General features: G+C 68.8%; 26 protein-coding genes. 19 read left to right on the plus strand and 7 right to left on the minus strand.

Annotated features, from left to right (window positions below; all coding sequences use genetic code 11):
- Positions 1-233 precede the first annotated feature (233 nt).
- The 5 genes from AC0662_RS39605 to AC0662_RS39625 all read right to left on the minus strand — a co-directional run bounded on the left by AC0662_RS39605 (position 234) and on the right by AC0662_RS39625 (position 3,435).
- Positions 234-716, minus strand: a complete 483-nt coding sequence (locus AC0662_RS39605) for a dihydrofolate reductase (protein ID WP_452202150.1) — start codon at positions 714-716, stop codon at positions 234-236.
- Complete coding sequence (locus AC0662_RS39610; protein WP_452202152.1) at positions 713-1,504, minus strand: thymidylate synthase; 792 nt, start codon at positions 1,502-1,504, stop codon at positions 713-715. Before AC0662_RS39610 ends, AC0662_RS39605 begins: the two co-directional genes overlap by 4 nt.
- Positions 1,505-1,576: 72 nt before the next feature.
- A complete protein-coding gene (locus AC0662_RS39615; RefSeq protein WP_452202154.1) occupies positions 1,577-2,335 on the minus strand; it encodes an IclR family transcriptional regulator in 759 nt (252 codons plus the stop codon).
- A gap of 15 nt (positions 2,336-2,350) precedes the next feature.
- Positions 2,351-2,542, minus strand: coding sequence for a hypothetical protein (locus AC0662_RS39620; protein ID WP_452202155.1), 192 nt, complete (start codon positions 2,540-2,542; stop codon positions 2,351-2,353).
- Complete coding sequence (locus AC0662_RS39625; RefSeq protein ID WP_478307120.1) at positions 2,539-3,435, minus strand: GNAT family N-acetyltransferase; 897 nt, start codon at positions 3,433-3,435, stop codon at positions 2,539-2,541. The genes AC0662_RS39620 and AC0662_RS39625 overlap by 4 nt, the downstream gene beginning before the upstream one ends.
- 104 nt (positions 3,436-3,539) lie before the next feature.
- On the opposite strand from AC0662_RS39625, the gene hutH reads away from it, so the two are divergent.
- The 9 genes from hutH to hutI all read left to right on the plus strand — a co-directional run bounded on the left by hutH (position 3,540) and on the right by hutI (position 13,899).
- A complete protein-coding gene (gene hutH / locus AC0662_RS39630) occupies positions 3,540-5,084 on the plus strand; it encodes a histidine ammonia-lyase (RefSeq protein ID WP_452202325.1) in 1,545 nt (514 codons plus the stop codon).
- 16 nt (positions 5,085-5,100) lie between these two features.
- Positions 5,101-6,756: a urocanate hydratase gene (gene hutU / locus AC0662_RS39635; protein WP_478307122.1), complete on the plus strand. Its 1,656-nt coding sequence runs from the start codon at positions 5,101-5,103 to the stop codon at positions 6,754-6,756.
- Between the two features lie 134 nt (positions 6,757-6,890).
- Positions 6,891-7,889, plus strand: coding sequence for an ABC transporter ATP-binding protein (locus tag AC0662_RS39640; protein WP_452202161.1), 999 nt, complete (start codon positions 6,891-6,893; stop codon positions 7,887-7,889).
- Positions 7,886-8,542: an ABC transporter permease gene (locus AC0662_RS39645; protein WP_452202162.1), complete on the plus strand. Its 657-nt coding sequence runs from the start codon at positions 7,886-7,888 to the stop codon at positions 8,540-8,542. Before AC0662_RS39640 ends, AC0662_RS39645 begins: the two co-directional genes overlap by 4 nt.
- Before the next feature lies 1 nt (position 8,543).
- Complete coding sequence (locus AC0662_RS39650) at positions 8,544-9,194, plus strand: ABC transporter permease (protein ID WP_452202164.1); 651 nt, start codon at positions 8,544-8,546, stop codon at positions 9,192-9,194.
- A gap of 119 nt (positions 9,195-9,313) precedes the next feature.
- Entirely contained in the window at positions 9,314-10,237 is a 924-nt protein-coding gene (locus tag AC0662_RS39655; protein WP_452202166.1) for an ABC transporter substrate-binding protein, read from the plus strand.
- A 7-nt stretch (positions 10,238-10,244) separates the two neighbouring features.
- The gene (locus AC0662_RS39660; RefSeq protein ID WP_478307125.1) at positions 10,245-11,432 is read left to right on the plus strand and encodes an allantoate amidohydrolase; all 1,188 of its coding nucleotides are present in this window, start codon (positions 10,245-10,247) and stop codon (positions 11,430-11,432) included.
- A complete protein-coding gene (locus tag AC0662_RS39665; protein WP_478307127.1) occupies positions 11,429-12,739 on the plus strand; it encodes a formimidoylglutamate deiminase in 1,311 nt (436 codons plus the stop codon). The genes AC0662_RS39660 and AC0662_RS39665 overlap by 4 nt, the downstream gene beginning before the upstream one ends.
- Positions 12,736-13,899: an imidazolonepropionase gene (gene hutI, locus AC0662_RS39670; RefSeq protein WP_478307129.1), complete on the plus strand. Its 1,164-nt coding sequence runs from the start codon at positions 12,736-12,738 to the stop codon at positions 13,897-13,899. Before AC0662_RS39665 ends, hutI begins: the two co-directional genes overlap by 4 nt.
- 28 nt (positions 13,900-13,927) lie before the next feature.
- On the opposite strand, the gene AC0662_RS39675 is transcribed toward hutI, so the two are convergent.
- Positions 13,928-14,830: a hypothetical protein gene (locus tag AC0662_RS39675; RefSeq protein WP_478307131.1), complete on the minus strand. Its 903-nt coding sequence runs from the start codon at positions 14,828-14,830 to the stop codon at positions 13,928-13,930.
- Positions 14,831-15,120: 290 nt separating this feature from the next.
- Between AC0662_RS39675 and AC0662_RS39680 the strand changes: the two genes are divergently transcribed.
- Complete coding sequence (locus tag AC0662_RS39680; RefSeq protein ID WP_478307133.1) at positions 15,121-15,552, plus strand: phosphoribosyltransferase family protein; 432 nt, start codon at positions 15,121-15,123, stop codon at positions 15,550-15,552.
- A gap of 27 nt (positions 15,553-15,579) precedes the next feature.
- On the opposite strand, the gene AC0662_RS39685 is transcribed toward AC0662_RS39680, so the two are convergent.
- Complete coding sequence (locus tag AC0662_RS39685) at positions 15,580-16,056, minus strand: GNAT family N-acetyltransferase (protein WP_452202176.1); 477 nt, start codon at positions 16,054-16,056, stop codon at positions 15,580-15,582.
- A gap of 217 nt (positions 16,057-16,273) precedes the next feature.
- Between AC0662_RS39685 and dnaK the strand changes: the two genes are divergently transcribed.
- The 9 genes from dnaK to AC0662_RS39730 all read left to right on the plus strand — a co-directional run bounded on the left by dnaK (position 16,274) and on the right by AC0662_RS39730 (position 25,566).
- Entirely contained in the window at positions 16,274-18,151 is a 1,878-nt protein-coding gene (gene dnaK, locus AC0662_RS39690) for a molecular chaperone DnaK (RefSeq protein ID WP_452202178.1), read from the plus strand.
- Entirely contained in the window at positions 18,148-18,843 is a 696-nt protein-coding gene (gene grpE / locus AC0662_RS39695; RefSeq protein ID WP_452202180.1) for a nucleotide exchange factor GrpE, read from the plus strand. The genes dnaK and grpE overlap by 4 nt, the downstream gene beginning before the upstream one ends.
- Positions 18,844-18,870: 27 nt before the next feature.
- The gene (gene dnaJ / locus AC0662_RS39700; protein ID WP_452202182.1) at positions 18,871-20,049 is read left to right on the plus strand and encodes a molecular chaperone DnaJ; all 1,179 of its coding nucleotides are present in this window, start codon (positions 18,871-18,873) and stop codon (positions 20,047-20,049) included.
- Positions 20,049-20,504 carry a heat shock protein transcriptional repressor HspR gene (locus AC0662_RS39705; RefSeq protein WP_478307135.1) on the plus strand — a complete coding sequence of 152 codons (456 nt, stop codon included), beginning with the start codon at positions 20,049-20,051 and terminating at the stop codon, positions 20,502-20,504. The genes dnaJ and AC0662_RS39705 overlap by 1 nt, the downstream gene beginning before the upstream one ends.
- Before the next feature lie 248 nt (positions 20,505-20,752).
- Entirely contained in the window at positions 20,753-21,280 is a 528-nt protein-coding gene (locus AC0662_RS39710; RefSeq protein ID WP_478307309.1) for a GNAT family N-acetyltransferase, read from the plus strand.
- A 132-nt stretch (positions 21,281-21,412) separates the two neighbouring features.
- Complete coding sequence (clpB, locus tag AC0662_RS39715) at positions 21,413-23,995, plus strand: ATP-dependent chaperone ClpB (protein WP_452202186.1); 2,583 nt, start codon at positions 21,413-21,415, stop codon at positions 23,993-23,995.
- A 78-nt stretch (positions 23,996-24,073) separates the two neighbouring features.
- Positions 24,074-24,667: a hypothetical protein gene (locus AC0662_RS39720; RefSeq protein ID WP_452202188.1), complete on the plus strand. Its 594-nt coding sequence runs from the start codon at positions 24,074-24,076 to the stop codon at positions 24,665-24,667.
- A 71-nt stretch (positions 24,668-24,738) separates the two neighbouring features.
- On the plus strand, positions 24,739-25,203 hold the full coding sequence (locus AC0662_RS39725; RefSeq protein ID WP_452202190.1) for a hypothetical protein: 465 nt from the start codon (positions 24,739-24,741) through the stop codon (positions 25,201-25,203).
- Between the two features lie 15 nt (positions 25,204-25,218).
- Positions 25,219-25,566, plus strand: coding sequence for an ArsC/Spx/MgsR family protein (locus AC0662_RS39730; protein ID WP_478307137.1), 348 nt, complete (start codon positions 25,219-25,221; stop codon positions 25,564-25,566).
- The last annotated feature ends 30 nt before the right edge of the window (positions 25,567-25,596 follow it).

A 25,596-nucleotide genomic window follows, 5' to 3' on the forward strand; every position in this document is an offset into this window, starting at 1 on the left:
GTTCCCCTCCGAGAGACGCCCCTGGTACTCCCGTGACGCGCGCCCAATCTACGCGGTTCCAGGTCTTCCTTGGCCGAGTCGTTAGCTACTCGTTGCGAGGTTGGGTGTGGTGATCACACGCCTACTGCGCGGCACTCGGCACGGCACCTCGCTGCACGTGAGCAAAGGCCACGATGCTCCGCATCGAGACCTTCGCTCCCGCGCACCGAGCCACCGCACCGAGCACCTGCTCGCTACGGCGTGTGATCACCACACCCAACCTGGCTGCGACGGAAGGAGACGAACGAGAACCCGTCGTGGCCGTCGCGGGCTGTTTCGGTCCAGTCTGCCGGGTCGATGGTGGGGAAGGTGACGTCGCCCGTGGGGGACTGGTGCACCTCTGTGAGTTCGAGGTGGGTGGCGTGCGGGAGGGACTGGCGGTAGATCTCGCCGCCGCCGGCCACGTAGACGGTGCTGTCGGACCGCAGGGCCTCGTCGAGGGAGTGCGTGACGTCGACACCGTTGGCGGACCAGTCGGGTTGCCGGGTGACGACGACGGTACGGCGACCGGGGAGTGGGCGACCGATCGAGTCGTAGGTCTTGCGGCCCATCACCAACGTGTGGCCGAGGGTGAGCTGCTTGAAGCGCTGCAGGTCTTCACGGATCCGCCAGGGCAGGTCGTTGTCCCGCCCGATCACACCGTTCTGTCCGACGGCCGCGATCAGGATGATGCTCATACGGCGATGGGCGCCTTGATCCCGGGATGCGGGTCGTACCCGACCAGTTCGACATCGGCGATCTCGTACGAGTCGATCGAGTCGCGCTTGGTCAGGTTCAGCGTCGGCAGCGGGCGCGGTTCGCGAGTGAGCTGCAGGCGGGCCTGGTCGAGGTGGTTCAGGTACAGGTGCGCGTCGCCGAGGGTGTGCACGAAGTCACCGACCTCGAGCCCGGTCTGCTGCGCGACCATGTGGGTGAGCAGCGCGTACGACGCGATGTTGAACGGCACACCGAGGAAGATGTCAGCCGACCGCTGGTACAGCTGGCAGGAGAGCCGGCCGTCCGCGACGTAGAACTGGAACATGGTGTGACACGGCGGCAACGCCATGTCGTCCACGTCCGCGACGTTCCAGGCGCTGACGATGTGCCGGCGCGAGTCCGGGTTGTTCTTGATCGCCTCGACCAGCTTGGTGATCTGGTCGACGTGCCGCCCGTCCGGAGTCGGCCACGAGCGCCACTGGTACCCGTACACCGGACCGAGCTCGCCGTTCTCGTCGGCCCACTCGTCCCAGATGCTGATGTTGTTCTCGTGCAGCCACTTGATGTTCGTCGAACCGCTGAGGAACCAGATCAGCTCCCCGATCACCGAGCGCAGATGCAGCTTCTTCGTGGTGACCGCCGGGAATCCCTCACGGAGGTCGTACCGCGACTGGTACCCGAACACACTCAGCGTGCCCGTCCCGGTCCGGTCCCCCTTCTCGGCCCCGTTGTCGAGCACGTGCTTCAGGAGATCCAGGTACTGCTGCATGGCGCCAACCTACCTCCATCCCAACGCCGACCGGGCCGGCGGCGCGCACTCCCACATCATCTGCGCCGCGGCTCAGCCGTGGAGGCGGCGGGTCAGGGCGGTGGCGGCTTGGCGGATCTTGCGGGCCAGGTGGGGACGGTCGGTCGGGGGTACGGCGTCGGTGCGGAAGGTGACGCTGATGGCGGCGACCGGGTGGCCGGTGTGGTCGACGGCGGCGCTGGCGACCGATGCGACGCCGGGGGAGATGAAGGAGTCCTCGACGGCGAATCCCTGGCGTTTCTCGTCCGTCAGCAGGCGGCGGAGTTGGGTGAGCGTCTGCGGTCCGAGGTCGGTACGCCGTACGAAGGACTCGGGGGACGGGAAGAGTGCGCGGACCTGGGCCGGCGGGAGCTCGGCCAGCAGGGCGCGGCCGGACGCGGTGAGCGTCGCGGGCAGGCGTACGCCGACGTCGGTCACCAGCGTCACCGGCCGCGGCGGCTGCTCCTTGAGCAGGTACACCAGCTCCCGACCATGCAGTACGCCGAGATGCGCCGTCTGACCCACTTCGTGCACCAACTGCACCAGCAACGGCCGCGCCAACCGCTCCAGCGGGTCATGCCGCAGATAAGCGGATCCGATCTCGAACGCGGCGACCCCGAGCCCGTACCGCTTCTCCTCGGGCAGATGCACGACGAACCCTTCGTCGATCATTGCCCGCAGCAAGTGGTACGTCGAGGAGCGTGGCAGTCCGACCGCGGAGGCGATGCGCTCCATCGGCACGGGGCCGGGCTGGGTGGCCAGGAACGTCAGCACCCGCAGCGTGCGGGTCGAGGCGGGAACGTTGCCGCTCACAACGGCAGCGTAACCTCAGATGCCGGACGATTCGCGTTTCTTCGCGCGGCTCCGCTGCAACCAGAACCGGAAACTCTCGCCGAGGACGGCGATCACGAAGAGTCCGCCGGCCACGCCCCAGTCCATGTCTTCCTCCCCGGAGACCAGGAGCCCGACGACGAGCGACACGACCAGGAAGAACAGCATCGTGAGGCCGAGGCGCTTCACAGCTCCTTCTCCGCGGTCCACGCGCCGGTCGTCTCCCGGTAGCCGAGCCACCGGTTCACCGCGAGCATCGGCTCGTTCGCCGCGTCGTTCCCGGTGGAGGCGATCGTCATCCCGGCGTCCCGCGCCCGGACGAGTGCCGCGGACTTCGCGACCTTCGCCAGACCGCGTCCACGGGCCGAGGGGATCGTCCCGGTCAGGTTCGACCAGATCATCTTCCGGTCCGGATCCGCGGTGGTGGTCACGAACGACAACACCTCGTCCCCGTCGAGTACGGCGACGCTCAGATCGCGCCGGGCGTCCGGGTTCTCCCACGAGGTGCGGACCCATTCGTCGTACTCCGGTCCTCCCGACAACCCGCTCGGGTCGTCGTCGCGGACCTGGACCTCCGCGTCGTACACCTGCCGCGGCTGCACCTCGTCGTAGCTCACCACGCGCAGCCCGGCCGGTGGCTCGAGCGGCTCGCGTGCCGCGGTCAGGTCGGCCGCGGAATGCGTCATCCGCCGCCCGAGCACGAATCCGCGCTTCGCGGCGAAGTCCTTCGACTCCTCGTCCTCGCCCACGACCGTCAGCAACCGCTCGGCCCGGACGCCGAGCGCCCGCGACGTGATCGCGGTCGTCAGCGCGCTGCCGATGCCGCGCCGGCGGAACTCCGGTGGCACCTGGATCGTGACCCGCACTCGCGGCGCCTGCGCGTCGATCGCCGGCAGGTAGAGATTGGAGTACCCGACCACGTCCGGCCCGTCGACGGCGATCAGGATCTCCCGGCTCCGGTTGTGCCGCAGTTCGATCTCGATCGCGCGTGCCGTCTTCACCAGTTGCGGCATCGCCGCGGCCCAGACCCGGGCGATCCCCACCGCGTCCTCCGGCTCCGCCGTCCGGATCTCGAACACCATGGCAGCACCCTACGGCTACCGAGGGTCGCCACCCATGTCTCAGACCCGAGACAGAAAGTGGTTCGCCGGTCCTGCCGCGGAGCAATCCGGCGCGGTGCAATGTTCTGGTGGAACACACGGTGATTGTCGGCGTCGGACCGCTGACCCCGACCGACGTGGTCGCGGTCGCACGGTACGGCGCGCAGGTACGGATCGACGACCAGGCCCTCGAAGAGATCGCGAAGTCGCGCGCCGCGATCGAGGCGCTGGCCCATGCGGACACCCCGCACTACGGCGTCTCGACCGGGTTCGGCGCGCTCGCCACCCGGCACATCGCGCCGGAGCTACGGGCCCAGCTGCAGCGCAGCCTGATCCGCTCGCACGCGGCCGGTTCCGGTCCGGAGGTGGAGACGGAGGTCGTCCGGGCACTCGCCCTGCTGCGGTTGTCCACCCTCGCCACCGGCCGCACCGGTGTGAAGGTCGACACCGCCCAGGCGTACGCCGGGCTGCTCAACGCGCACCTCACTCCGGTGGTGCACGAGTACGGCAGTCTCGGATGCTCCGGCGATCTCGCCCCGCTGTCCCATGTCGCGCTCGCGATCCTGGGTGAGGGCAAGGTCCGCGATGCCGACGGCACGCTTCGGGACGCCGGCGAAGCGCTGGCAGCGCACGGTCTTGCGCCGGTCGTACTGGCCGAGAAGGAAGGCCTGGCACTGATCAACGGGACCGACGGCATGCTCGGCATGCTGGTCCTCGCGTTGGCCGACCTCGACCAGCTCTTCAAGACCGCCGACCTGGCCGCCGCGATGAGCGTCGAGGCGCAGCTCGGCACCGACCGGGTGTTCGCGGAAGACCTGCAGGCCCTTCGCCCGCACCCCGGCCAGGCCGCTTCCGCGGCCAATCTGCGCGCGTTCCTCAAGGACAGCGCGATCGTCGCGAGCCACCGGGGCCCGGACTGCAACCGCGTCCAGGACGCCTATTCCCTCAGGTGTTCTCCGCAGGTGCACGGCGCTGCCCGGGACACCGCAGCACACGCGGCGACTGTCGCCGGTCGCGAGTTGTCGGCCGCGATCGACAACCCCGTCGTACTGCCGGACGGTCGGGTGGAGTCCAACGGAAACTTCCATGGTGCGCCGGTCGGGTACGTGCTCGACTTCCTGGCGATCGCCGTCGCGGACCTGGCAAGCATCAGCGAACGGCGTACCGATCGCTTCCTGGATGTCGCGCGGAACCATGGTCTGAACGCGTTCCTCGCCGACGATCCGGGCGTGGACAGCGGGCACATGATCGCGCAGTACACCCAGGCCGCGATCGTCTCCGAACTGAAGCGGCTCGCCGTCCCCGCCAGCGTCGACTCGATCCCGAGCAGCGCGATGCAGGAGGACCACGTCTCGATGGGCTGGTCCGCCGCTCGCAAGCTGCGCAAAGCCGTCGACGGTCTGCAGCGGGTACTCGCGGTCGAGATCCTCACCGCCGCGCGGGCCCTGGACCTGCGCGCGCCGCTGGCCCCGGCCCCGGCGACCGCCGCCGTCCGGGACGCCCTCCGGGTGTACGTCGAAGGGCCGGGCACCGACCGGCATCTCGCCCCGGAACTCGAACACTCCGTCCGCCTCGTTGCCGACGGCACCTACCTGACCGCAGCCGAGGCCGTCACCGGCCCGCTGAACTAGAAAGGCTGGACCACCCATGTCCGGACCACGTCCCGTCCGCGCGCCCCGCGGTACCACTCTGACCGCCCGTGGCTGGCAGCAGGAAGCCGCGCTGCGGATGCTGCAGAACAACCTCGACCCCGAGGTCGCCGAGCACCCCGACGAACTCGTCGTGTACGGCGGTTCCGGCAAGGCCGCCCGGGACTGGAACTCGTTCGACGCGATGGTCCGCACGCTGACCACGCTGAAGGACGACGAGACGATGCTCGTCCAGTCCGGTCGCCCGGTCGGCGTCATGCAGACCCACGAGTGGGCGCCGCGGGTGCTGATCGCGAACTCGAACCTGGTCGGCGACTGGGCCACCTGGGAGGAGTTCCGCAAGCTGGAGGCGATGGGCCTCACGATGTACGGCCAGATGACGGCCGGGTCGTGGATCTACATCGGCACCCAGGGCATCCTGCAGGGCACGTACGAGACCTTCGGCGCGGTCGCGGAGAAGAAGTTCGGCGGCTCGCTGGCCGGAACGATCACGCTGACCGCGGGCCTCGGTGGCATGGGCGGCGCGCAGCCGTTGGCAGTCACGATGAACGACGGTGTGGCGATCTGCATCGACGTCGACGAGTCCCGCATCCAGCGCCGCATCGAGCACCGGTACCTCGACGTACAGGCCAAGGACCTGAGTGATGCGCTGCGGCTGGCGGAGGAGGCCAAGAAGGCTCGGCGGCCGCTGTCGATCGGTGTGCTGGGCAACGCCGCGGTGATCGTGCCGGAGTTGCTGGAGCTGGGTGCGCCGATCGACATCGTCACCGACCAGACATCGGCGCACGACCCGCTGATGTACCTGCCGGTCGGCATCGAGTTCGACGACTGGGTGACCGCTCGCGAGAAGGACCCGGCCGGTTTCACCGAGCGCGCGCAGGCCTCGATGGCGCGTCACGTCGCCGCGATGGTCGGGTTCCAGGACGCGGGCGCCGAGGTGTTCGACTACGGCAACTCGATCCGGGACGAGGCGCGCAAGGCCGGATTCTCCCGGGCGTTCGAGTTCCCCGGCTTCGTGCCGGCGTACATCCGGCCGTTGTTCTGTGAAGGAAAAGGCCCGTTCCGGTGGGCGGCGCTGTCCGGCAACCCGGCCGACATCGCGAAGACCGACCAGGCGATCCTGGACCTGTTCCCGGACAACGAGCACCTCGCGCGCTGGATCAAGCTGGCCGGCGAGCGGGTCGCGTTCCAGGGCCTGCCGGCCCGGATCTGCTGGCTCGGCCAGGGCGAGCGGGACAAGGCCGGGGTGCGGTTCAACGACATGGTCGCGTCCGGTGAACTCGAGGCGCCGATCGTGATCGGTCGCGATCACCTGGACACCGGCAGCGTCGCCTCGCCGTACCGGGAGACCGAAGGCATGCTCGACGGCTCGGACGCGATCGCGGACTGGCCGTTGCTGAACGCGATGGTGAACGTGGCCAGCGGCGCGTCCTGGGTGTCGATCCACCACGGCGGCGGTGTCGGCATCGGCCGGTCCATCCACGCCGGTCAGGTGTCGGTTGCCGATGGCACCGACCTGGCCCGGCAGAAGCTCGAGCGGGTGCTCACCAACGACCCGGCGATGGGTGTCATCCGTCACGTCGACGCCGGCTACGACCAGGCCGTCGAGGTCGCCGGCGAGCGTGGAGTCCGGGTTCCGATGCGGGAAAACTAACTGTGTGCGATCGTGGCAATCTGTAGTGCTACGGTGCACTTTTCCAAGGGGCGAGAAACCATCGGAGCACGTGGTTTCGGTCTTTCGTTCCGCTAGGGTCTTCGGGCGACCGACGACCAGCGCGAAGGGGCGCCATGATCGAGTTCGAGGACGTCACCAAGCAGTATCCGGACGGCACCGTCGCCGTCGACACACTGTCCCTGCAGATCCCGAGCAACCAGATCACCGTGTTCGTCGGTCCGTCCGGCTGTGGCAAGACCACCTCGCTGCGGATGATCAACCGGACCATCGAGCGGACCAGTGGGACGATCTCGATCGACGGCGAGGACATCAACGCCAAGGACGCCGTCACGTTGCGCCGCGGTATCGGCTACGTGATCCAGAACGCCGGCCTGTTCCCGCACAAGACCGTGGTGGACAACATCGCCACCGTGCCGAAGCTGCTCGGCTGGGACAAGCGCAAGGCGCACAGTACGGCGATGGAGCTGCTGGAACGCGTCGGCCTGGACCTCAAGATGGCCGAGCGGTACCCGGCGCAGCTGTCCGGTGGCCAGCAGCAACGAGTCGGCGTCGCCCGTGCACTGGCGGCCGATCCGGCCATCATGCTGATGGACGAACCGTTCAGCGCGGTCGACCCGATCGTCCGCCACCAGCTCCAGGAAGAGCTGCTCCGGCTGCAACGCGACATCGGTAAGACCATCGTGTTCGTCACCCACGACATCGACGAGGCGATCAAGCTCGGCGACAACGTCGCAGTGCTCCAGGTCGGCGGCAAGCTGGCCCAGTTCGCACCGCCGGCCGAGCTCCTCGCCAACCCGGTCGACGACTTCGTCCGCGGGTTCGTCGGGCAGGACCGCGGTTACCGCGCGCTGACGTTCGTGCATCCGGACGAGCTGCCGCTGAAGCCGGTGCCGGAGGAGCTCGCGCTGAAGGACGGTGTACCCGTCGGCTGGCGCAACGGCTCGGAGCAGCTGCTTCCGGTGGGTGCGCTGTACCAACGTGGTGACTCGTTGCGCGCGGCCCTGGACGCGGTCCTCACCTCGCCGACCGGTCGCGGCATCTGCGTCGACGCGGACGGCAAGGCCATCGGCGTCATCGACCAGACAACGGTCGCGGAAGCCCTCCGCTCATGACGTGGGTCGGCGACAACATCGGACTGATCTGGGAGCAGTTGCGCGAGCATCTCTACCTGGCGATCGTCCCGGTGATCCTCGGGCTGATCATCTCGGTGCCGTTGGGGTACGTCGCGACGCGGTACTCCTGGCTCGCGAACCCGCTGATCGCCCTCGGCGGACTGCTGTACTCGCTGCCGTCGATCGCGCTCTTCATCGTGATTCCGGCCCTCATCGGCACCAAGGTGCTGTCCACGGTGAACATCATCATCGCGCTGACCATCTATACGGTCTCGCTGCTGATCCGCAACGTGATCGACGGGCTTCGCTCCGTACCACCCGATGTCCGCCAGTCGGCGGTCGCGGTCGGGTACAGCCCGTTGCACCGGGTGATCGCGATCGACCTGCCGATCGCCGTACCGGTGATCTTCACCGGACTGCGCGTCGTCACGGTCGCGAACATCTCGATGGTCAGCGTCGGCGCGGTGATCGGTATCGGCGGCCTGGGGGAGCTGTTCACCCTCGGCTTCCAGAAAGACTTCCTCACACCGGTCGTCGTCGGCGTGGTGCTGTCCCTGCTGCTGGCGCTGATCGCGGACCTGATCCTGGTCGTGCTGCAGCGGTTCCTGACTCCCTGGGCGCGGGTCGCCACTCCCGTGAGAGAGGCGGTCTGACATGTGGCAGTACCTCACCGACTCGTACAACTGGTCCGGGAACGAAGGGATCTGGGCGCGGATCCTCGAGCACCTCTGGTACACGTTCGCCGCCCTCGGGCTGGCCGTGCTGGTCGCGGTGCCGGTCGGCCTCCGGATCGGCCACACCCGGCGTGGCGCGTTCCTGGCGATCAACCTCGGCAACGCCGCCCGGGCCCTACCGAGCCTCGGCCTGCTGATGATCGCGGTCCTGCTGACCAACCAGATCGGCTTCCTGCCGGTGCTGATCGCGCTGTTCGCGCTCGGCGTACCGCCGATCCTGGCCTCGACGTACGCCGGGATCTCGGGTGTCGATCCGGCCACGATCGACGCCGCGCGGGGGATGGGAATGACCGGCCGCGAGATCCTGACCAAGGTGGAGATCCCGATCGGGCTGCCGTTGATCATCTCCGGCATCCGCAGCGCGACCCTGCAGATCGTCTCGACCGCGACGATCGCGGCGCTGGTGTCGCTCGGCGGCCTGGGGCGGTACGTGATCGACGGGCTGAAGCTGCGGGACTTCCCACAGATGTTCACCGGGGCGCTGCTGGTGGCACTGATGGCGTTGCTCCTCGACGCGGTGTTCGCGCTGATCGGGAAGATCACCGTGTCGCCCGGCCTCAAAGTCGGCTGATCCCTGCTGACTCTCCGCTCACGTTTGCTGACGTGGTTGAACTGTCCGACGAACCTGATGAACTTGAGTTGCATCCATCGGCACCGGCCGGTGGCTGAACGAGAACACTGGAGGCTCTCGTGTTGAGATCCACACTCATCCGTACTGCGATCGCCGGGGTGGCGGTGCTCGGCCTGGCCGGTTGTGGGGGTGGGGGCGACCAGCTCGGCAACGACAACGCCGGATCCTCACCCGCGCCGTCGAAGGTGAGCAGCATCACCGTCGGGTCGGCCGACTTCTCCGAGAGCCAGCTGCTGGCGGAGATCTACGGTCAGGCGCTCGCCGCCAAGGGCATCGAGGTGAAGAAGAAGCCCAACATCGGCAACCGCGAGACCTACATGGCCGCGATCAAGGACGGGTCCGTCGACCTGGTGCCGGAGTACACCGGCGCCGCGCTGGCGTACTTCGACAAGAACTCCACCGAGACCGACCCGCAGAAGGCGTACGACGCGCTGAAGAAGGCGGTGCCGTCCGGTCTGGAGGTCCTGACGATGTCGCCGGCCGCCGACGAGGACACCGTGGTGGTGACCAAGGAGACCGCGGCGAAGTACAACCTGAAGTCGATCGCCGACCTGAAGGGTAAGAACCTGGTCGCCGGCGGCAGCCCCGAGTTCAAGGTCCGGACCGCCGGGCTGAAGGGTATGAAGGAGAAGTACGACGTCGACTTCAAGGACTACAAGACCCTGGACGCCGGTGGTCCGCTGAGCATCAAGGCGCTCGAGGACAACACGATCCAGGTCACGGACCTGTTCACCACGCAGGCGGTGATCAAGGAGAAGGGCTTCGTGCAGCTGGAGGACCCGGAGAACATCCTGCCGCCGAACAACATCGTTCCGTTGATCCGGACCGACCACAAGTCCGACGACGTCGTGAAGACGCTGGACGCGGTGGACGCCAAGCTGACCACGGACGCGCTGACCGACCTGGTCAAGCGGATCGACGCCGGCAAGGAGAGCGCGGACGCGGTCGCCAAGGACTGGCTGTCGAAGAACCCGCTGGCCTGAGTCTGCCGTGAGCTTCGAATCACTCTGGGCCGACGAGTCCGCGATCGGCCGCCATCACGACACCGGCGGCTACACGCGCGGCGGCTGGACGCCCACCGAACGCGAGGCGACGCACTGGTTCCTCGACCAGTGCGCCGCCCGCGGCTTGAAGGTCGATTCCGACGGCATCGGCAACCTCATCGCGTGGTGGGGTGCCGCCGACGGACCTGGTGTGGTCACTGGAAGTCATCTGGATTCGGTGATTGATGGTGGCGCCTTCGATGGACCGTTGGGGGTGGTTTCGGCTCTGGCGGCGGTAGATGTGCTGCGCGCTTCAGGGTTCGAGCCGTCCGTGCCGATCGGGATCGGTGCTTTTGTAGAAGAAGAAGGCGCGCGGTTCGGGATGCCCTGCTTGGGGTCCCGGGTCGCGGCCGGGGTGTTGCCTGCCACGAAGGCGCTGGCCTTGACCGACCGGGCCGGGGTATCGCTGGAGTCGGCGTTGGAAGGTGCGGGGATCGACCCGGCGGGAGTCGGGCCGTCGCCGCTGATGCAGCGGATGGGGACATTCGTCGAGCTGCATGTAGAACAAGGGCGCGGCCTGACCGCGCCGGTCGGTGTCGCGAGTTCGATCTGGCCGCACGGGCGGTACCGGTTCACGTTCACGGGCGAGGCGAACCACGCCGGGACGACGCTGATGGAGGACCGGCACGACCCGATGCTCACCTACGCGATGACCGCGCTGGCCGCCAACAAGCAGGCCCGTCTCGCCGGTGCCCGGGCGACGTTCGGTCGCGTCGCGGTCGAGCCCAACGGGACCAACGCCGTACCGTCGCAGGTGACGGCCTGGCTGGATGCGCGGGCCGCCGACACCGCGACCCTCGAACTGTTGCTCGCGGCAATCACGAAGCAGGCGTCCGAGCGCGCCGAGCGGGACGGGACCGCGGTCGAGGTGACGCCCGAGTCGGTGTCGCCGATCGTCGACTTCCCAGCCGGCCTGCGGGACCGGCTGGTGAACGTCCTCGACGGCGCCCCGGTGCTGCCGACCGGTGCGGGTCATGACGCCGGCGTGTTCTCGACGGCGGGCATCCCGACCGCGATGCTGTTCGTCCGCAACCCGACCGGCGTCTCGCATTCACCGGCGGAGTACGCCGAGATGGACGACTGTCTCGCGGGCGTGGAGGCACTGGCCGCCGTACTGAAGGACCTCGCAGGGTGACGACGTACTGGTGCGAGACCGCGCTCCTTCCGGACAGCCTCGCCGAACGAGTCCTGGTGTCCGTCGAGAACGGCCGCTTCACGTCCGTCGAAGCCGGTGCCGACCCCGCGGGCGCCCACGTTCTCCACGGACTGGTCGTGCCCGGGCTCGCGAACTGTCACAGTCACGCGTTCCACCGCGCGCTCCGCGGCCGGACGCAGACCGAGCGCGGCACGTTCTGGACCTGGCGCGAGCAGATGTACGCCGTCGCGTCCTCGCTCACGCCGGACACGTACTACGACCTCGCGCGCGCCGTGTACGGCGAGATGCTGCTCGCAGGCATCACCGCGGTGGGGGAGTTCCACTACCTGCACCATGCGCCCGGCGGTCGGCGGTACGACGACCCGAACGCGATGGGCGCCGCCCTGATCGCGGCCGCGCAGGACGTTGGCCTCCGGATCACGCTGCTCGACACCTGCTACGTCGCGGGCGGCATCGAGCAGCCGCTGAACGAGGTGCAGCAGCGCTTCAGCGACGGCGACGCGACTGCCTGGGCTTCCCGCGTCTCGCGGCTGACGGGTAGCGACGATGTGGTGATCGGGGCGGCTGCGCATTCGGTGCGCGGCGTTCCGCAGGATCAGATCGGTGCGGTCGCGTCGGCGTTTCCCGACGTACCGCTGCATATTCATCTGTCCGAGCAGGTCGCAGAGAACGAGGCGTGTCTCGCGGCATACGGGCGGACTCCCGCGCAGATCCTCGACGAGGCCGGCTTCCTGAGCGGGCGGACGAGCGCGGTGCACGCGACCCACTTGACCTCGGTCGATGTCGGGTTGCTCGGGAGCTCGGCGTCGTACCCCTGCTTCTGCCCGACGACCGAACGCGATCTCGCGGACGGCATCGGCCCGTCGGTGCAACTGCGCGACGCCGGGTCGCCGCTGACGCTGGGGTCGGACAGTCATGCGGTGATCGATCTGTTCGAGGAGATGCGGGCCGTGGAGCTGGACGAGCGGCTCGCATCCCAGGAGCGCGGTCATTGGTCGGCGGCCGAGCTGCTCAGGGCGGCGACAGTCGACGGTCATCGGTCGATCGGTTTCGAGGATGCGGGGGTGATCGAGGTGGGAGCTCGCGCGGATCTGGTCGCGCTCCGGCTCGACAGTGTGCGTACGGCGGGCACCGGCGGGACCGTGGAGACCGCGGTGTTCGCGGCGTCGGCGGCCGACGTGACGGACGTGGTTGTCTCCGGCAAGCAGCTGGTTGCTTCGGGCAAGCACGTGACACTTGATGTTCCCGCTGCGTTGGGTGCGTCCATTGCGGCGGTGACGGCATGACATCGCTCCTGCTGACCGGCATCGGTTCGCTGGTGACCAACGATCCCGCGTACGGCGGTGTCCTTGGTGAGCTGCATGATGCGGCCTTGGTGATCGACGGCAGCACGATCGCCTGGGTCGGGTCGCGGCGGGCCGCACCGGACGCGGACGGGTCGATCGATCTCGGTGGGCGGGCGGTGATCCCGGGCTTCGTCGATGCGCATTCCCACCTGGTGTTCGCGGGCGACCGCGCCGAGGAGTTCGCGGCCCGGATGACCGGGACGCCGTACTCCGCCGGAGGCATTCGGACCACGGTGGCGGCGACGCGTGCGGCCACCGACGAGCAGCTGACCGCGAACGTGTCCCGGTTGGTGACCGAGATGCGGCGGCAGGGGACCACGACGGTCGAGATCAAGTCCGGGTACGGGCTGACGGTCGCGGACGAGGCGCGAGCGCTCGAGATCGCGGGGCAGTTCACCGAGGAGACGACGTACCTCGGGGCGCACGTAGTGCCGGCCGAGTACGCCGACGACCCGGCGGGCTACGTGGCGCTGGTGACCGGGCCGATGCTCGACGCCGCGGCGAAGCACTCGAAGTGGATCGATGTGTTCGTGGAGCGTGGCGCCTTCGACGCGGACCAGGGGCGCGCGATCCTGCAGGCGGGTCTGGCGCGCGGGCTGCAGGCTCGTGTCCACGCCAACCAGTTGGGTGAGGGGCCCGGGGTTCAACTCGCGTGCTCGATGGGCGCCGCAGCCGCGGACCACTGCACCTATCTGACCGATGCCGACGTCGACGCGCTCGCTTCCACGGGCGTCGTTGCCGGTCTGCTGCCTGCGATCGAGTTCTCGACGAGGTCGCCGTACCCCGACGCCCGTCGCCTCCTCGACGCCGGCGTCACCGTCGCCCTCGCCACCGACTGCAACCCCGGCTCCGGCTACTCGTCCTCGATGCCGTTCTGCATCGCCCTCGCCGTCCGCGAGATGCACATGACCCCCGCCGAGGCCCTCTGGTCCGCCACCGCCGGCGGCGCCACGTCCCTCCGCCGCACCGACATCGGCCACCTGGCCCCCGGCGCTAAAGCCAACCTCGCAGTCCTCGACGCCCCGTCGTACCTCCACCTCGCCTACCGCCCGGGCGTACCGCTGGTGACTCAGACGTTCCTCGGCGGGCGACTGCTGTGAGCGAACCGCCAGGCCATCACAATCGCCGCTAAGCAGCTGCTCCACGCGGGCGAGCTGGGGCAAAGGGCAGATTGTGATGGCCTGGGGATCCGGCGATCGCGTCGCGGAACGCACCCACCACCCACTGCCGGTCGAACATCACGTCCTCCCAGCTGAACCTCAGCAGCCGCCACCCTCGCACCGTGAGGCCGACGTGGCGGCGGCAGTCGCGAGCAAGCGCGGCGCGCGTGCCGTGATACGCGAAGCCATCCGTCTCGGCCGCGATCGACAGCGCGGCATTGCCGAGGTCGATCCGAGCCGAGAAGCCGCCGTCACGAACGACGAGCTGCGGCTCGAAACCCCGGATGCCCTCCTCGACCAGGATCGCTCGGAGCGCCGACTCCAACGCCGACTCCGCGCGTCCGTCGGCAGCCGCCGCCACCTGCCTGGCGCGGAGGCTGCCCGGCCCACGCAACTCGGCAGCGGCGACCATCAGCTGGGAGCGGTCCACGCCACGCAGACGTAGCGCGGAGTCGGCGACGGTCAGTCCCGCGGCGAACGGCAGCGTCCGGGCACAGTCCAGGACCGTTCGGAGCTTGTCGGTGCAATAGCCGTCGGATGGCACGTCGTCCGCCCAGTGCACCTCGCAGCCGACCGGGCTGAGGCGACGGTGCTGCCCGCGAGGGACGGTGATCTCTGGTTTGTCGGGCAGCTCCAAGACGTCGAAGCCGTGCAGGGCGGCCGCGCTGCGATGCGACACCAGGCCACCTTGGGCCCTGGCGGCGACGATCGGATCGGGCGCCTGCGGCAGTGCGTAGACCCCTTTCGCGATCCGGCGGATCATCCCGCCGGCCAGCGCCGCCCGGATCGCGCGTCCGGGGACGACGGCCCGCAACTCCCCGAAGGTCGCCGTACCGTCACGGCGGAGCAGCACATCGACGACTTCGGGCATGTGCTCGATGGTCCCGCACGACCTCGCCACGCCGCTGTACTTATCCACAGCCGGATCCCCAGGCCATCACAATCACGCCAAGCCCGCACTCGCCCGCGTGGCCGGGCGTTCAGATGCCGATTGTGATGGCCTGGCGGTCCGTAAACACCATGCGCTGGTGCGGGGCGACGCGTCATGCTGGAGGTATGGACATCACGGCGGGGCTTCGGGTGGCGTTTCGGTGGCGGACGGATCGGGGCGTCTGAAGTTCTTACGCGGACGTCACCGGGTGGTGGCGGGACGCTGAGTTGTTGCGGGAGATTGGACCGGCGCTCGCGGGGTTGTACGAGGAGACGCCGACGGTCGTGCTCGGGCCGGTGTCCCGTGGGTCGTTGGTCGGGGCGTTGACCGCGGCTGCGGCGGGTGCCGGGTTCGTGGAGATGCGGAAGGACGCGTGTCCGGCGGTCGACAGCGATCGGTGGGTACGGCGTACCGCGGGGCCCGACTATCGGGATCGGCACGAGGTGTTCGGGTTCCGGCGCGGGCTGGTCCGGCCGGCCGATCGGGTGCTGATGGTCGACGACTGGGCGGACACGGGCATGACCGCGCGGACCGCACGGTTGCTGGTCGAGGACTGTGGCGCGCACTGGATCGGCGCGGCCTGCATCGTCGACGGGCTCACGGACCCGCGACTCCGCCACGACCTCCCGCTGCGGGCGCTGCTCGACGTACGGCAGCTCTAGTTGGTGCCTTGGTAGAGGGTGTGCGGTTCAGGCGGCCAGTTCCTTGGACACCAGGGTGGTGTTGGTGCCGTTGGGCAAGCGCTGTCTTCCGACCTCCTCGTACCCGCGGGCGGTGTGGAAGGACAGCGCGGCGCCGGCGGCCGGGACGGCGGCGACGGTGCGGTCGAACGGCTGGGCGGCGCGTTCGATCGCGCGGTACACCTTGGACGCGATGCCCTGGCGGCGGTACTCGGCGGCGATCACGATCCGCTCGACGAGCAGGAACCGGTCGGCGTACGTCTGGCTGAAGGACTCGAAGGCCAGCCCGTCGTACGCCGATCCGGGGGTGAACGTGAGGACGAAGCCGGCCGGGGTACCGTCCAGGTCGACGACGGCGGCGTGGGCGGCGATCAGGCGGAGCCAGTCCAGGCGGTCGGCGCCGAGCGACTCGACCTGACCTTCCGCGGTGGCGTTGAGGGCGAGCACAGGGGCGATGTCGGCGGAGGTCATCGGGCGGAGTTGCACGTGATCAGCGTCGCACGGAAAGCCTTTGCCACGGGAGGGGTGTCCCTGGTCACACCCTGGCCCCGCCCCCGAAAATCGGGATCACTCTTGGGAATGACCTACCCGGTGTGCAATGTTGAGCCTAGTGAACTCAAGTTTGTTCAGTCACGGATTTGAAACCGAGGCGGGCGAACGGCAACATTGAGTCTGCATCACTCAACTTCGTGGAGGTAACAGAATGGCCCGCGCGGTCGGAATCGATCTCGGTACGACGAACTCCGTCATCGCCGTACTGGAAGGTGGCGAGCCCACCGTCATCCCCAACGCCGAGGGAGCGCGTACGACGCCCTCGGTGGTGGCTTTCGCCAAGAACGGCGAGGTCCTGGTCGGCGAGGTGGCGAAGCGCCAGGCCACCACGAACGTCGACCGCACCATCCGCTCGGTGAAGCGCCACATGGGCGAGGCGTGGAACGTCGACATCGACGGCAAGAAGTTCACCCCGCAGCAGATCAGCGCGTTCGTGCTGCAGAAGCTGAAGCGGGACGCCGAGGCGTACCTCGGGGAGCAGGTCACCGACGCGGTCATCACCGTGCCGGCGTACTTCTCCGACGCGCAGCGCCAGGCGACCAAGGAGGCCGGCGAGATCGCGGGCCTGAAGGTGCACCGGATCGTCAACGAGCCGACCGCGGCCGCGCTCGCCTACGGCTTGGACAAGGGCACCGAGCAGACCATCCTGGTCTTCGACCTCGGTGGCGGCACCTTCGACGTCTCCCTGCTGGAGATCGGCGACGGTGTCTTCGAGGTGAAGGCGACCAGCGGTGACAACCACCTCGGTGGTGACGACTGGGACAACCGGATCGTCCAGTGGCTGGTGACCCAGTTCAAGAACAAGAACGGCACCGACCTGTCCGGCGACAAGATGGCCATGCAGCGGCTCACCGAGGCCGCCGAGAAGGCCAAGATCGAGCTGTCCAGCGCCGCCGAGACCACCATCCACCTGCCGTACCTGAGCCTCACCGACTCGGGCCCGCTGCACCTGGAGGAGAAGCTCTCCCGCGCGGAGTTCCAGAAGATGTCGAACGACCTGCTGGAGCGCGCCCGCGCCCCGTTCAAGGCCGTCATCAAGGACGCCGGTATCGACGTGGCGAAGATCGACCACGTGATCCTGGTCGGCGGTTCGACCCGGATGCCCGCGGTGGCCGACCTGGTCAAGGAGCTGACCGGTGGCAAGGACCCGAACAAGGGCGTGAACCCGGACGAGGTCGTCGCGGTGGGCGCCTCCCTGCAGGCCGGCGTGCTGAAGGGTGAGGTCAAGGACGTCCTGCTGCTCGACGTGACCCCGCTGAGCCTCGGTATCGAGACCAAGGGTGGCGTGTTCACCAAGATCATCGAGCGCAACACCACGATCCCGACCAAGGGTTCGGAGATCTTCACCACGGCCGAGGACAACCAGCCGTCGGTGATGATCCAGGTCTACCAGGGCGAGCGCGAGATGGCCCGTGACAACAAGTCGCTGGGCAACTTCGAGCTGACCGGCCTGCCGCCGGCGCCGCGGAACGTGCCGCAGATCGAGGTCACCTTCGACATCGACGCGAACGGCATCGTGCACGTGAACGCCAAGGACCTGGCCACCGGCAAGGAGCAGCGGATGACGGTGACCGGTGGCTCCGCGCTGCCGAAGACCGACATCGACCAGATGGTCCGCGACGCCGAGCAGTACGCCGAGGAGGACCGCAAGCGCCGCGAGGCCGTGGAGAACCGCAACCAGGCGGAGTCCCTCGTCTACCAGACCGAGAAGTTCCTCGAGGAGAACGAGGACAAGATCCCGGACGACGTCAAGACCGAGGTCAAGGACGGCGTGGCGGAGCTGAAGAAGGCGCTCGAGGGTGAGGACGCCGACGCGGTCAAGGCCGCCTCGGAGAAGCTCGCCCAGTCCAGCCAGAAGATGGGTGCCGCGATGTACGCGAACGCCCAGGCCGCCGGCGGTGCGTCGGAGGACGGCGCGAGCGCTGACTCCGACGGCAACGCGAACGCCAACGCCAACGCCGACGACGACGTCGTCGACGCCGAGATCGTGGACGAGGACCGGCCGCAGGACAAGACGGAGGACAAGTGACGGATCGACCGACTGGCAGCGAGTTCGGCGACGGTGAGCCCGTCGTCCGCGACAAGCGCCGGATCGACCCGGACACCGGCGCGCTGCGGGAGCCTGCGGACCAGTCCGCACCTCCCGCGGCGGGTGCCCCGGGCGGCCAGCCGCCGCGGGACCCGTCCGATCTGATCGGGCCGTCCGCGCAGGAAGCTCTGCTGACCGAAGCGCTGTCCGAGCGTACGGCGGACCTGCAGCGACTGCAGGCCGAGTACGTGAACTACAAGCGCCGGGTGGACCGGGACCGCGAGGCGGCCCGGGAGCTCGTGGTCGGCTCGGTGCTCACCGAGCTGCTCGGGATCCTGGACGACATCGGCCGGGCCCGGGAAGCCGGAGAGCTGGACGGCGCGTTCAAGGCGGTCTCCGAATCGCTGGAACGGGTCACCGAGAAGCTCGGCCTGGTGAAGTTCGGCGAGAAGGGTGACACCTTCGACCCGCGGATCCACGAGGCCCTGCTGCACAACTACTCCGACGAGGTCGACGGTCCGACCGCGACGATGATCATGCAACCGGGCTACCGGCTCGGCGAGCGGGTCCTGCGGGCGGCGCGGGTGGCCGTGTCGGAGCCGACCGAATCACTACCGGCCGACGCCGCGAAGGCCGACGTACCGGTGGAGAGCACAGATGACGAACCAGCCGCGGACAAGTCCGCGGAGTAGTCGGCACAACGGGAGGGGAGGCGTCGAATGAGCACGAAGGACTGGCTCGAGAAGGACTTCTACAAGGTTCTCGGCGTCTCCAAGACCGCTGAGGCCGACGAGATCAAGAAGGCCTACCGCAAGCTGGCGCGCCAGTACCACCCGGACTCCAACGCCGGGGACACCAAGGCGGAGGCCAAGTTCAAGGAGGTCTCCGAGGCGTACGACGTCGTTGGTGACCCCAAGAAGCGCAAGGAGTACGACGAGGCGCGCCGGCTGTTCGGCAGCGGCGGCTTCCGGATGCCGACCGGCAGCGGTGGTCAGGGCGGCGGCGGGTTCAACTTCGACGTCGGCGACCTGTTCAACCGCAGCGGTGGCGCCGGTGGCGCCGGCGGTGGGCTCGGCGACATCCTGGGCGGCATGTTCGGCGGTGGTGGCCGCACCACGACCACCACGACTACGGCCCGTCCGCGGCGCGGCCAGGACATCGAGACCGAGGCGACGATCGAGTTCGCCGAGGCCGTGAACGGTGTCACGGTCGGGCTCCGGATGACCAGCGACGAGCCGTGCCCGACCTGCCGGGGGACCGGCGCGAAGTACGGCACGGTGCCGAAGGTGTGCCTGAAGTGCGAGGGCACGGGGATGCAGACCTCGGTCCAGGGCGGCGTGTTCGCCATGACCGAGCCGTGCACCGAGTGCAAGGGTCGCGGCCTGGTCGTCGACCAGCCTTGCGAGACCTGCCACGGCTCCGGCCGCGGCCAGTCGAGCAAGACCATGCAGGTGCGCATCCCGGCGGGCGTGCAGGACGGTCAGCGGATCCGGCTGAAGGGCAAGGGCGCGGCGGGCGAGCGCGGTGGCCCGGCGGGCGACCTCTACGTCACCGTGCACGTCAAGGGCCACCGAATCTTCGGCCGGCAGGGCGAGCACCTGACGCTGAACGTCCCGGTGAGCTTCACCGAGGCGGCGTTGGGTGCCGAGATCAAGGTGCCGACCCTGGACGGCCTGCCCGTCACGGTCCGGATCCCCGCCGGTACGGCGAACGGCAGCAAGCTGCGCGTCCGTGGCAAGGGTTCGGTCCGCCGCGACGGGACCAAAGGCGACCTGCTGCTCACCCTCGAGGTGCAGGTGCCGCACGAGCTGACCGACGAGCAGAAGGAGAAGCTGCAGGAGTTCAACTCCGCGTCGGACCAGCCTGATCTGCGGGCCGGGTTGTTCGGGAGCACGTGATGGGCATCCCGTTCAGCCAGGTGCCGACCTGGGACGACCGCACCCCGATCTACGTGATCTCGGTGGCGGCCCAACTGGCCGGCATGCATCCGCAGACTTTGCGCCAGTACGACCGGCTCGGCCTGGTGGTGCCGAGCCGGGCGTCCGGCCGTGGCCGGCGGTACTCGGCGTACGACGTGGCGAAGCTGCGCTACGTCCAGCACCTCAGCCAGGAAGAAGGCATCAACCTGGCGGGAATTCGGCACATTCTCGCGCTACAGTCCGAAGTGGAGGACCTGCGCAAGCGGGTCAACCAGCTACTGGCAGAGGTCCAGCGCGGTGTCGGCGCCTCTCGGCGTCCCGCCGCCAGCCGGGTCTTCTCCGCCGGTCCCGCCGGCGACGTGATCGCCATGGGCCGGCAGCAGACCACGACCCGGTGGATCCGCACCCAGCCTCTGGAACTCGGCTCGCGCTGATCCTTCACCCAAAGGCACCGGAGGCCTTCCGAAAGACCCACCCTCGGAGCCTCCGGTCGGTGGAGGTCGTCAACCCCCACGACGCCTCCACCTGTCGAAGGTGCGCTGTCCCCCCGGCGCCCTTCGGCCCCCGCAGGGTGGTCCGTTCCAGGACCGCCCTGCGGCTCGCGTTTCACCCTTCCGGTCGGCCGGGCGAACGGAACCTGTTGCCTGCGGCAGCCACCGCCTACCCTGGCGAGGTGACGCTGATGCTGGAGACGGACCGGCTGCTGATCCGGGACTGGGAGGAAGACGACGCTGACGCCGCGCTGGAGATCTTTGGCTCCGCCGACGTCGCGCCCTGGCTGTCACCCGCCATCGACAAGGTGCCGGACGCCGCGACCATGCGGATGATCCTGCAGTCCTGGATCGAGGCCCAACCGAACTTCGTCGTACCGGCCGGCCGGTGGGCGGTCGCGCGTCGCGACGACGGTGAGATCGTCGGCGCGCTGCTGATCCGCCTGCTCCCGCCGTACGAGGAGGATCTGGAGATCGGCTGGCAGTTGCGGCCGAGCGCCTGGGGTCAGGGGTACGCGACCGAGGCGAGCAGCGCGCTGATGCGCTGGGCGTTCCAGGACGGTGAGGTCGACGAGCTGTTCGCGGTCGCGCGGCCGGCCAACAAGCGCGCGATCGCCACCGCGCGCCGGCTCGGCATGCAGTGGGTCGGCGAGACCGACAAGTACTACGACCTGAACCTGCAGGTGTACCGGATGCGGGCTTCGGAGTTCGCCACCTGATCCATAGCGCCTGCCGCACCGAGCGACCCTGATTCAGCCCTGAGATTGTCTAGAGTTGAGTGGAATGGACTCAACTTTGGATAGGTTGTGTCTAGTGACTGTTTGTTGCTGGAACTGAAAGGCTGGAACTAGATGGATGTTCAGCGGTTGACGACGCTGGCCCGGGAAACCCTGTCGGTCGCGATCCGTCAGACGTCCGCGGCGGGCAACCCGACCGTGGAACCGATCCACCTGCTCTCCGCGCTGCTCGCGCAGCCCGAGGGGACGACGATCGGCCTGCTCGAGGCCGCCGGTGGAGACCTGGAAGCGGTCCGCCGGAAGACGGCCGAGCAGATCACCCGGCTCCCGAAGGCGAGCGGCGGCAGTGTGCAGGCGCCGAGCCTGTCGCCGAAGACCAGCGAGGTGCTGAACCAGGCCGAGCAGCGGGCCCTCGGGCTCGGGGACGAGTACGTCTCCACCGAGCACCTGCTGATCGCGCTCGCGACCGTCGAGGGCGCCGCGAACAAGGCGCTCGGCGTCACGCCGGAAGCGCTGCTGGAGGCGTTCGCCCAGATGCGCGGCAACCGGCGGATCACCTCCCCGGAGGCCGAGGGCACCACCAAGACCTTGGAGAAGTACGGCGTCGACCTGACCGAGCGGGCCAAGGACGGCAAGCTCGACCCGGTGATCGGCCGGGACTCCGAGATCCGTCGCGTGGTCCAGGTGCTGTCCCGCCGTACCAAGAACAACCCGGTACTGATCGGTGAGCCCGGCGTCGGCAAGACCGCCGTCGTCGAGGGGCTGGCCCAGCGGATCGTGGCCGGTGACGTGCCCGAGTCGCTGCGTGGCCGCCGCCTGATCAGTCTGGATCTCGGTGCGATGGTCGCCGGTGCGAAGTACCGCGGTGAGTTCGAGGAGCGGCTGAAGGCGGTGCTGACCGAGATCAAGGAGTCCGACGGTCAGATCATCACGTTCATCGACGAGCTGCACACCGTCGTCGGCGCCGGTGCGTCCGGCGAGGGCGCGATGGACGCCGGCAACATGCTGAAGCCGATGCTGGCCCGCGGCGAGCTCCGGATGATCGGCGCGACGACGCTGGACGAGTACCGGACCCGGATCGAGAAGGACCCGGCGCTGGAGCGTCGTTTCCAGCAGGTGTTCGTCGGCGAGCCCTCGGTCGAGGACTCGATCGCGATCCTGCGCGGTCTGAAGGAGCGGTACGAGGCGCACCACAAGGTCGCCATTTCCGACTCCGCGCTGGTCGCCGCCGCGACCCTGTCGAACCGCTACATCACCGGCCGCCAACTGCCGGACAAGGCGATCGACCTGGTCGACGAGGCCGCGTCCCGGCTGCGGATGGAGATCGACTCCTCCCCGGTCGAGATCGACTCGCTGCGCCGTACCGTCGACCGGCTGAAGATGGAGGAGCTCGCGCTGTCCCGCGAGGAGGACGCCTCGTCGCAGGAGCGACTGGAGCGTTTGCGCGCCGACCTCGCCGACCGCGAGGAGGAGCTGCGGGCGCTGGAGTCCCGCTGGGACAAGGAGAAGTCCGGCCTGAACCGCGTCGGTGAGGTCAAGGAGCGGCTCGACGAACTCCGTGGCCAGGCCGAGCGCGCCCAGCGCGACGGCGACCTGGAGACGGCGTCCCGCCTGCTGTACGGCGAGATTCCGCGGCTCACCAAGGAGCTCGAGGAGGCCGACGCCGAGGAAGAGATCGGCGACGTTCCCGAGGCGATGGTGAACGAGGAGGTCGGGCCGACCGAGATCGCGGAAGTGATCGCGATGTGGACCGGGATCCCGACCGGGCGGCTGCTCGAGGGGGAGACCGGGAAGCTGCTCCGGATGGAGGACGAGCTGGGCCGCCGGCTGATCGGTCAGCGCGAGGCGGTCAAGGCCGTGAGCGACGCCGTACGGCGGGCTCGCGCGGGCATCTCGGACCCGGACCGGCCGACCGGTTCGTTCCTGTTCCTCGGTCCGACCGGTGTCGGTAAGACCGAGCTCGCGAAGGCGCTGGCGGACTTCCTGTTCGACGACGAGCGGGCGATGGTCCGGATCGACATGTCGGAGTACAGCGAGAAGCACAGCGTCGCGCGGCTCGTCGGTGCCCCGCCCGGGTACGTCGGGTACGAAGAGGGTGGCCAGCTCACCGAGGCTGTCCGCCGTCGCCCGTACTCCGTGATCCTGCTCGACGAGGTGGAGAAGGCGCACCCGGAGGTCTTCGACATCCTGCTCCAGGTGCTGGACGACGGTCGGCTGACCGACGGCCAGGGGCGGACGGTCGACTTCCGCAACGTGATCCTGATCTTGACCAGCAACCTGGGGTCGACGTACCTGGCCGACATGAAGCTGGACGAGAAGGTCAAGCGTGACCAGGTGATGGCGGTCGTGCGGCAGTCCTTCAAGCCCGAGTTCATCAACCGGCTGGACGAGATCGTGCTGTTCGACGCACTCGGCAGCGAGGAGCTGACGCAGATCGTCGGCCTGCAGATCAACAGCCTGCAGCGCCGGCTGAGCGACCGGCGGATCACGCTGGAGGTCGACGAGGGCGCGATGGAGTGGCTGGCGGTCACCGGGTACGACCCGGTGTTCGGCGCCCGCCCGCTGCGCCGGCTGGTCCAGTCCGCGATCGGCGACGAGATGGCCCGCGGCCTTCTCGACGGGTCGATCCGCGACGGCCAGACCGTCAAGGTCACGTTGAACGAGGCCAAGGACGCCCTGGACGTTTCCGCAGCCTGACAAGCCGTATCGGGGCCTGGTCACAACGACCGGGCCCCGACTGCTGTCCAGGCGCCACCGGGCAGGGAGAATGGGGAAGTGACGCAACCATCTCGGGCGGACTGGATCAACACCACGCACGACTGGGCGGCCGCGGTCGACCAGGAACATCTCGCGGCGATCCGCGCCGACGTCGAGCAGTACGCGCCGGGCGGCGTACTGCATCTGGTCCTGGAGGTGCTCGCCTACCCCGACGACGAGGCCGAGTCGGCCGGGGCGCGGGGCAGGTGCTCGATCACCCGGTACGCCGATGGCTCGATCGCCGTCACCGACAACGGGCGGGGCACCGACACGCGCGTCGACGAGAACGGCAACGTCGTGAAGAAGCCGATCATGGCGACGAAGGACCTGCGCTTCTTCGAGGATCCCGCCGCGCCACTGCTCCCGGACGGTCACCCGCGACGCGGTATGTCGGTCGTCGCCGCGCTGAGCGAGTGGCTGATCCACACCAATCACCGCGTCAACGGATCCTGGACGCAGCGTTACGAACACGGCCTCCCGGTCACCGATCTGGAACCGATCGAGTCCGATGGCACCACGGGTACCACTGTGCACTTCCGTCCGTCGGTCGAGCTCGCGCCGCTCACGACGTACCCCTTCGCCTTCCCGCATCTCGACATCACCGTGTCCTAGCGGTGCGCCCTCCCGGTTTGGGTGATCTGGGAGGATCGGGTGCGGGGGTCGTGGAAGGAAGTTCGGAGTCGATGACTGAGCAGCGCCGGGACGAGCCGGGTGAGAGTGGGCCGGGGCCGTACAGCGGGTTGTTCGGCGCCGTTCCGGACACGTACAGCTATCAGGCGACGACTCCGAAGCAGGTCAAGATCGCCTCGGTCATCTCGCTCGGGCTGGGCGCGATGTGCCTGCTGCTGGCCGCGCTCACGGTGACCTCCGCCGGGGACCAGATCTCCGAGGTCCTCACCGGCTCCCGCGGCAACACACCGATCGCCGCCGCCGCGACACTCGTCTGCGCGGTGATCTACATGGTGCCGGCGATCTACCTCCGCAAGCGCCGCCCGTGGTCCCGCTACGTCCTGATCGCCGTCGCCGCGATGGGGATCGCCGGCGGCGTGATGGCGCTGCCCGCCAGCCTGCTCGGCCTGGCCATCCACGTCACCCTGCTGGTCCTGATGCTGCAGCAGCCCACCAAACTGTGGTTCCACCACCGCTGACGCCGGGAGACCCTCGTGGAGATCTGGATCAACCCCGCCTGCTCGAAATGCCGAGCCGCCACCCAGGCCCTCGACGAGGCCGGCCTCGACTACACCGTACGGCGCTACCTCGACGACCCACCCACGGTTGAGGAACTCACCACGATCCTCACCCGCCTCGACCTCGACCCGTGGGACGTCGTCCGCCACAACGAGCCCGAAGCCGAACCCCTGCGCGACGTCCCCCGCGACGAGGCCCACCGCCCCGACTGGATCCAGGCGATGGTCACCAACCCCATCCTCATCCAACGCCCCATCATCACCACCCCCCAAACCACCCGCATAACCCGAGACCCCCAATCCCTCAAATCCTTCCTCCCCTGAGCCCGGCCGGCGCCGATCTGCCCCGGGATG

Source organism: Kribbella sp. NPDC043289 (assembly GCF_056436705.1).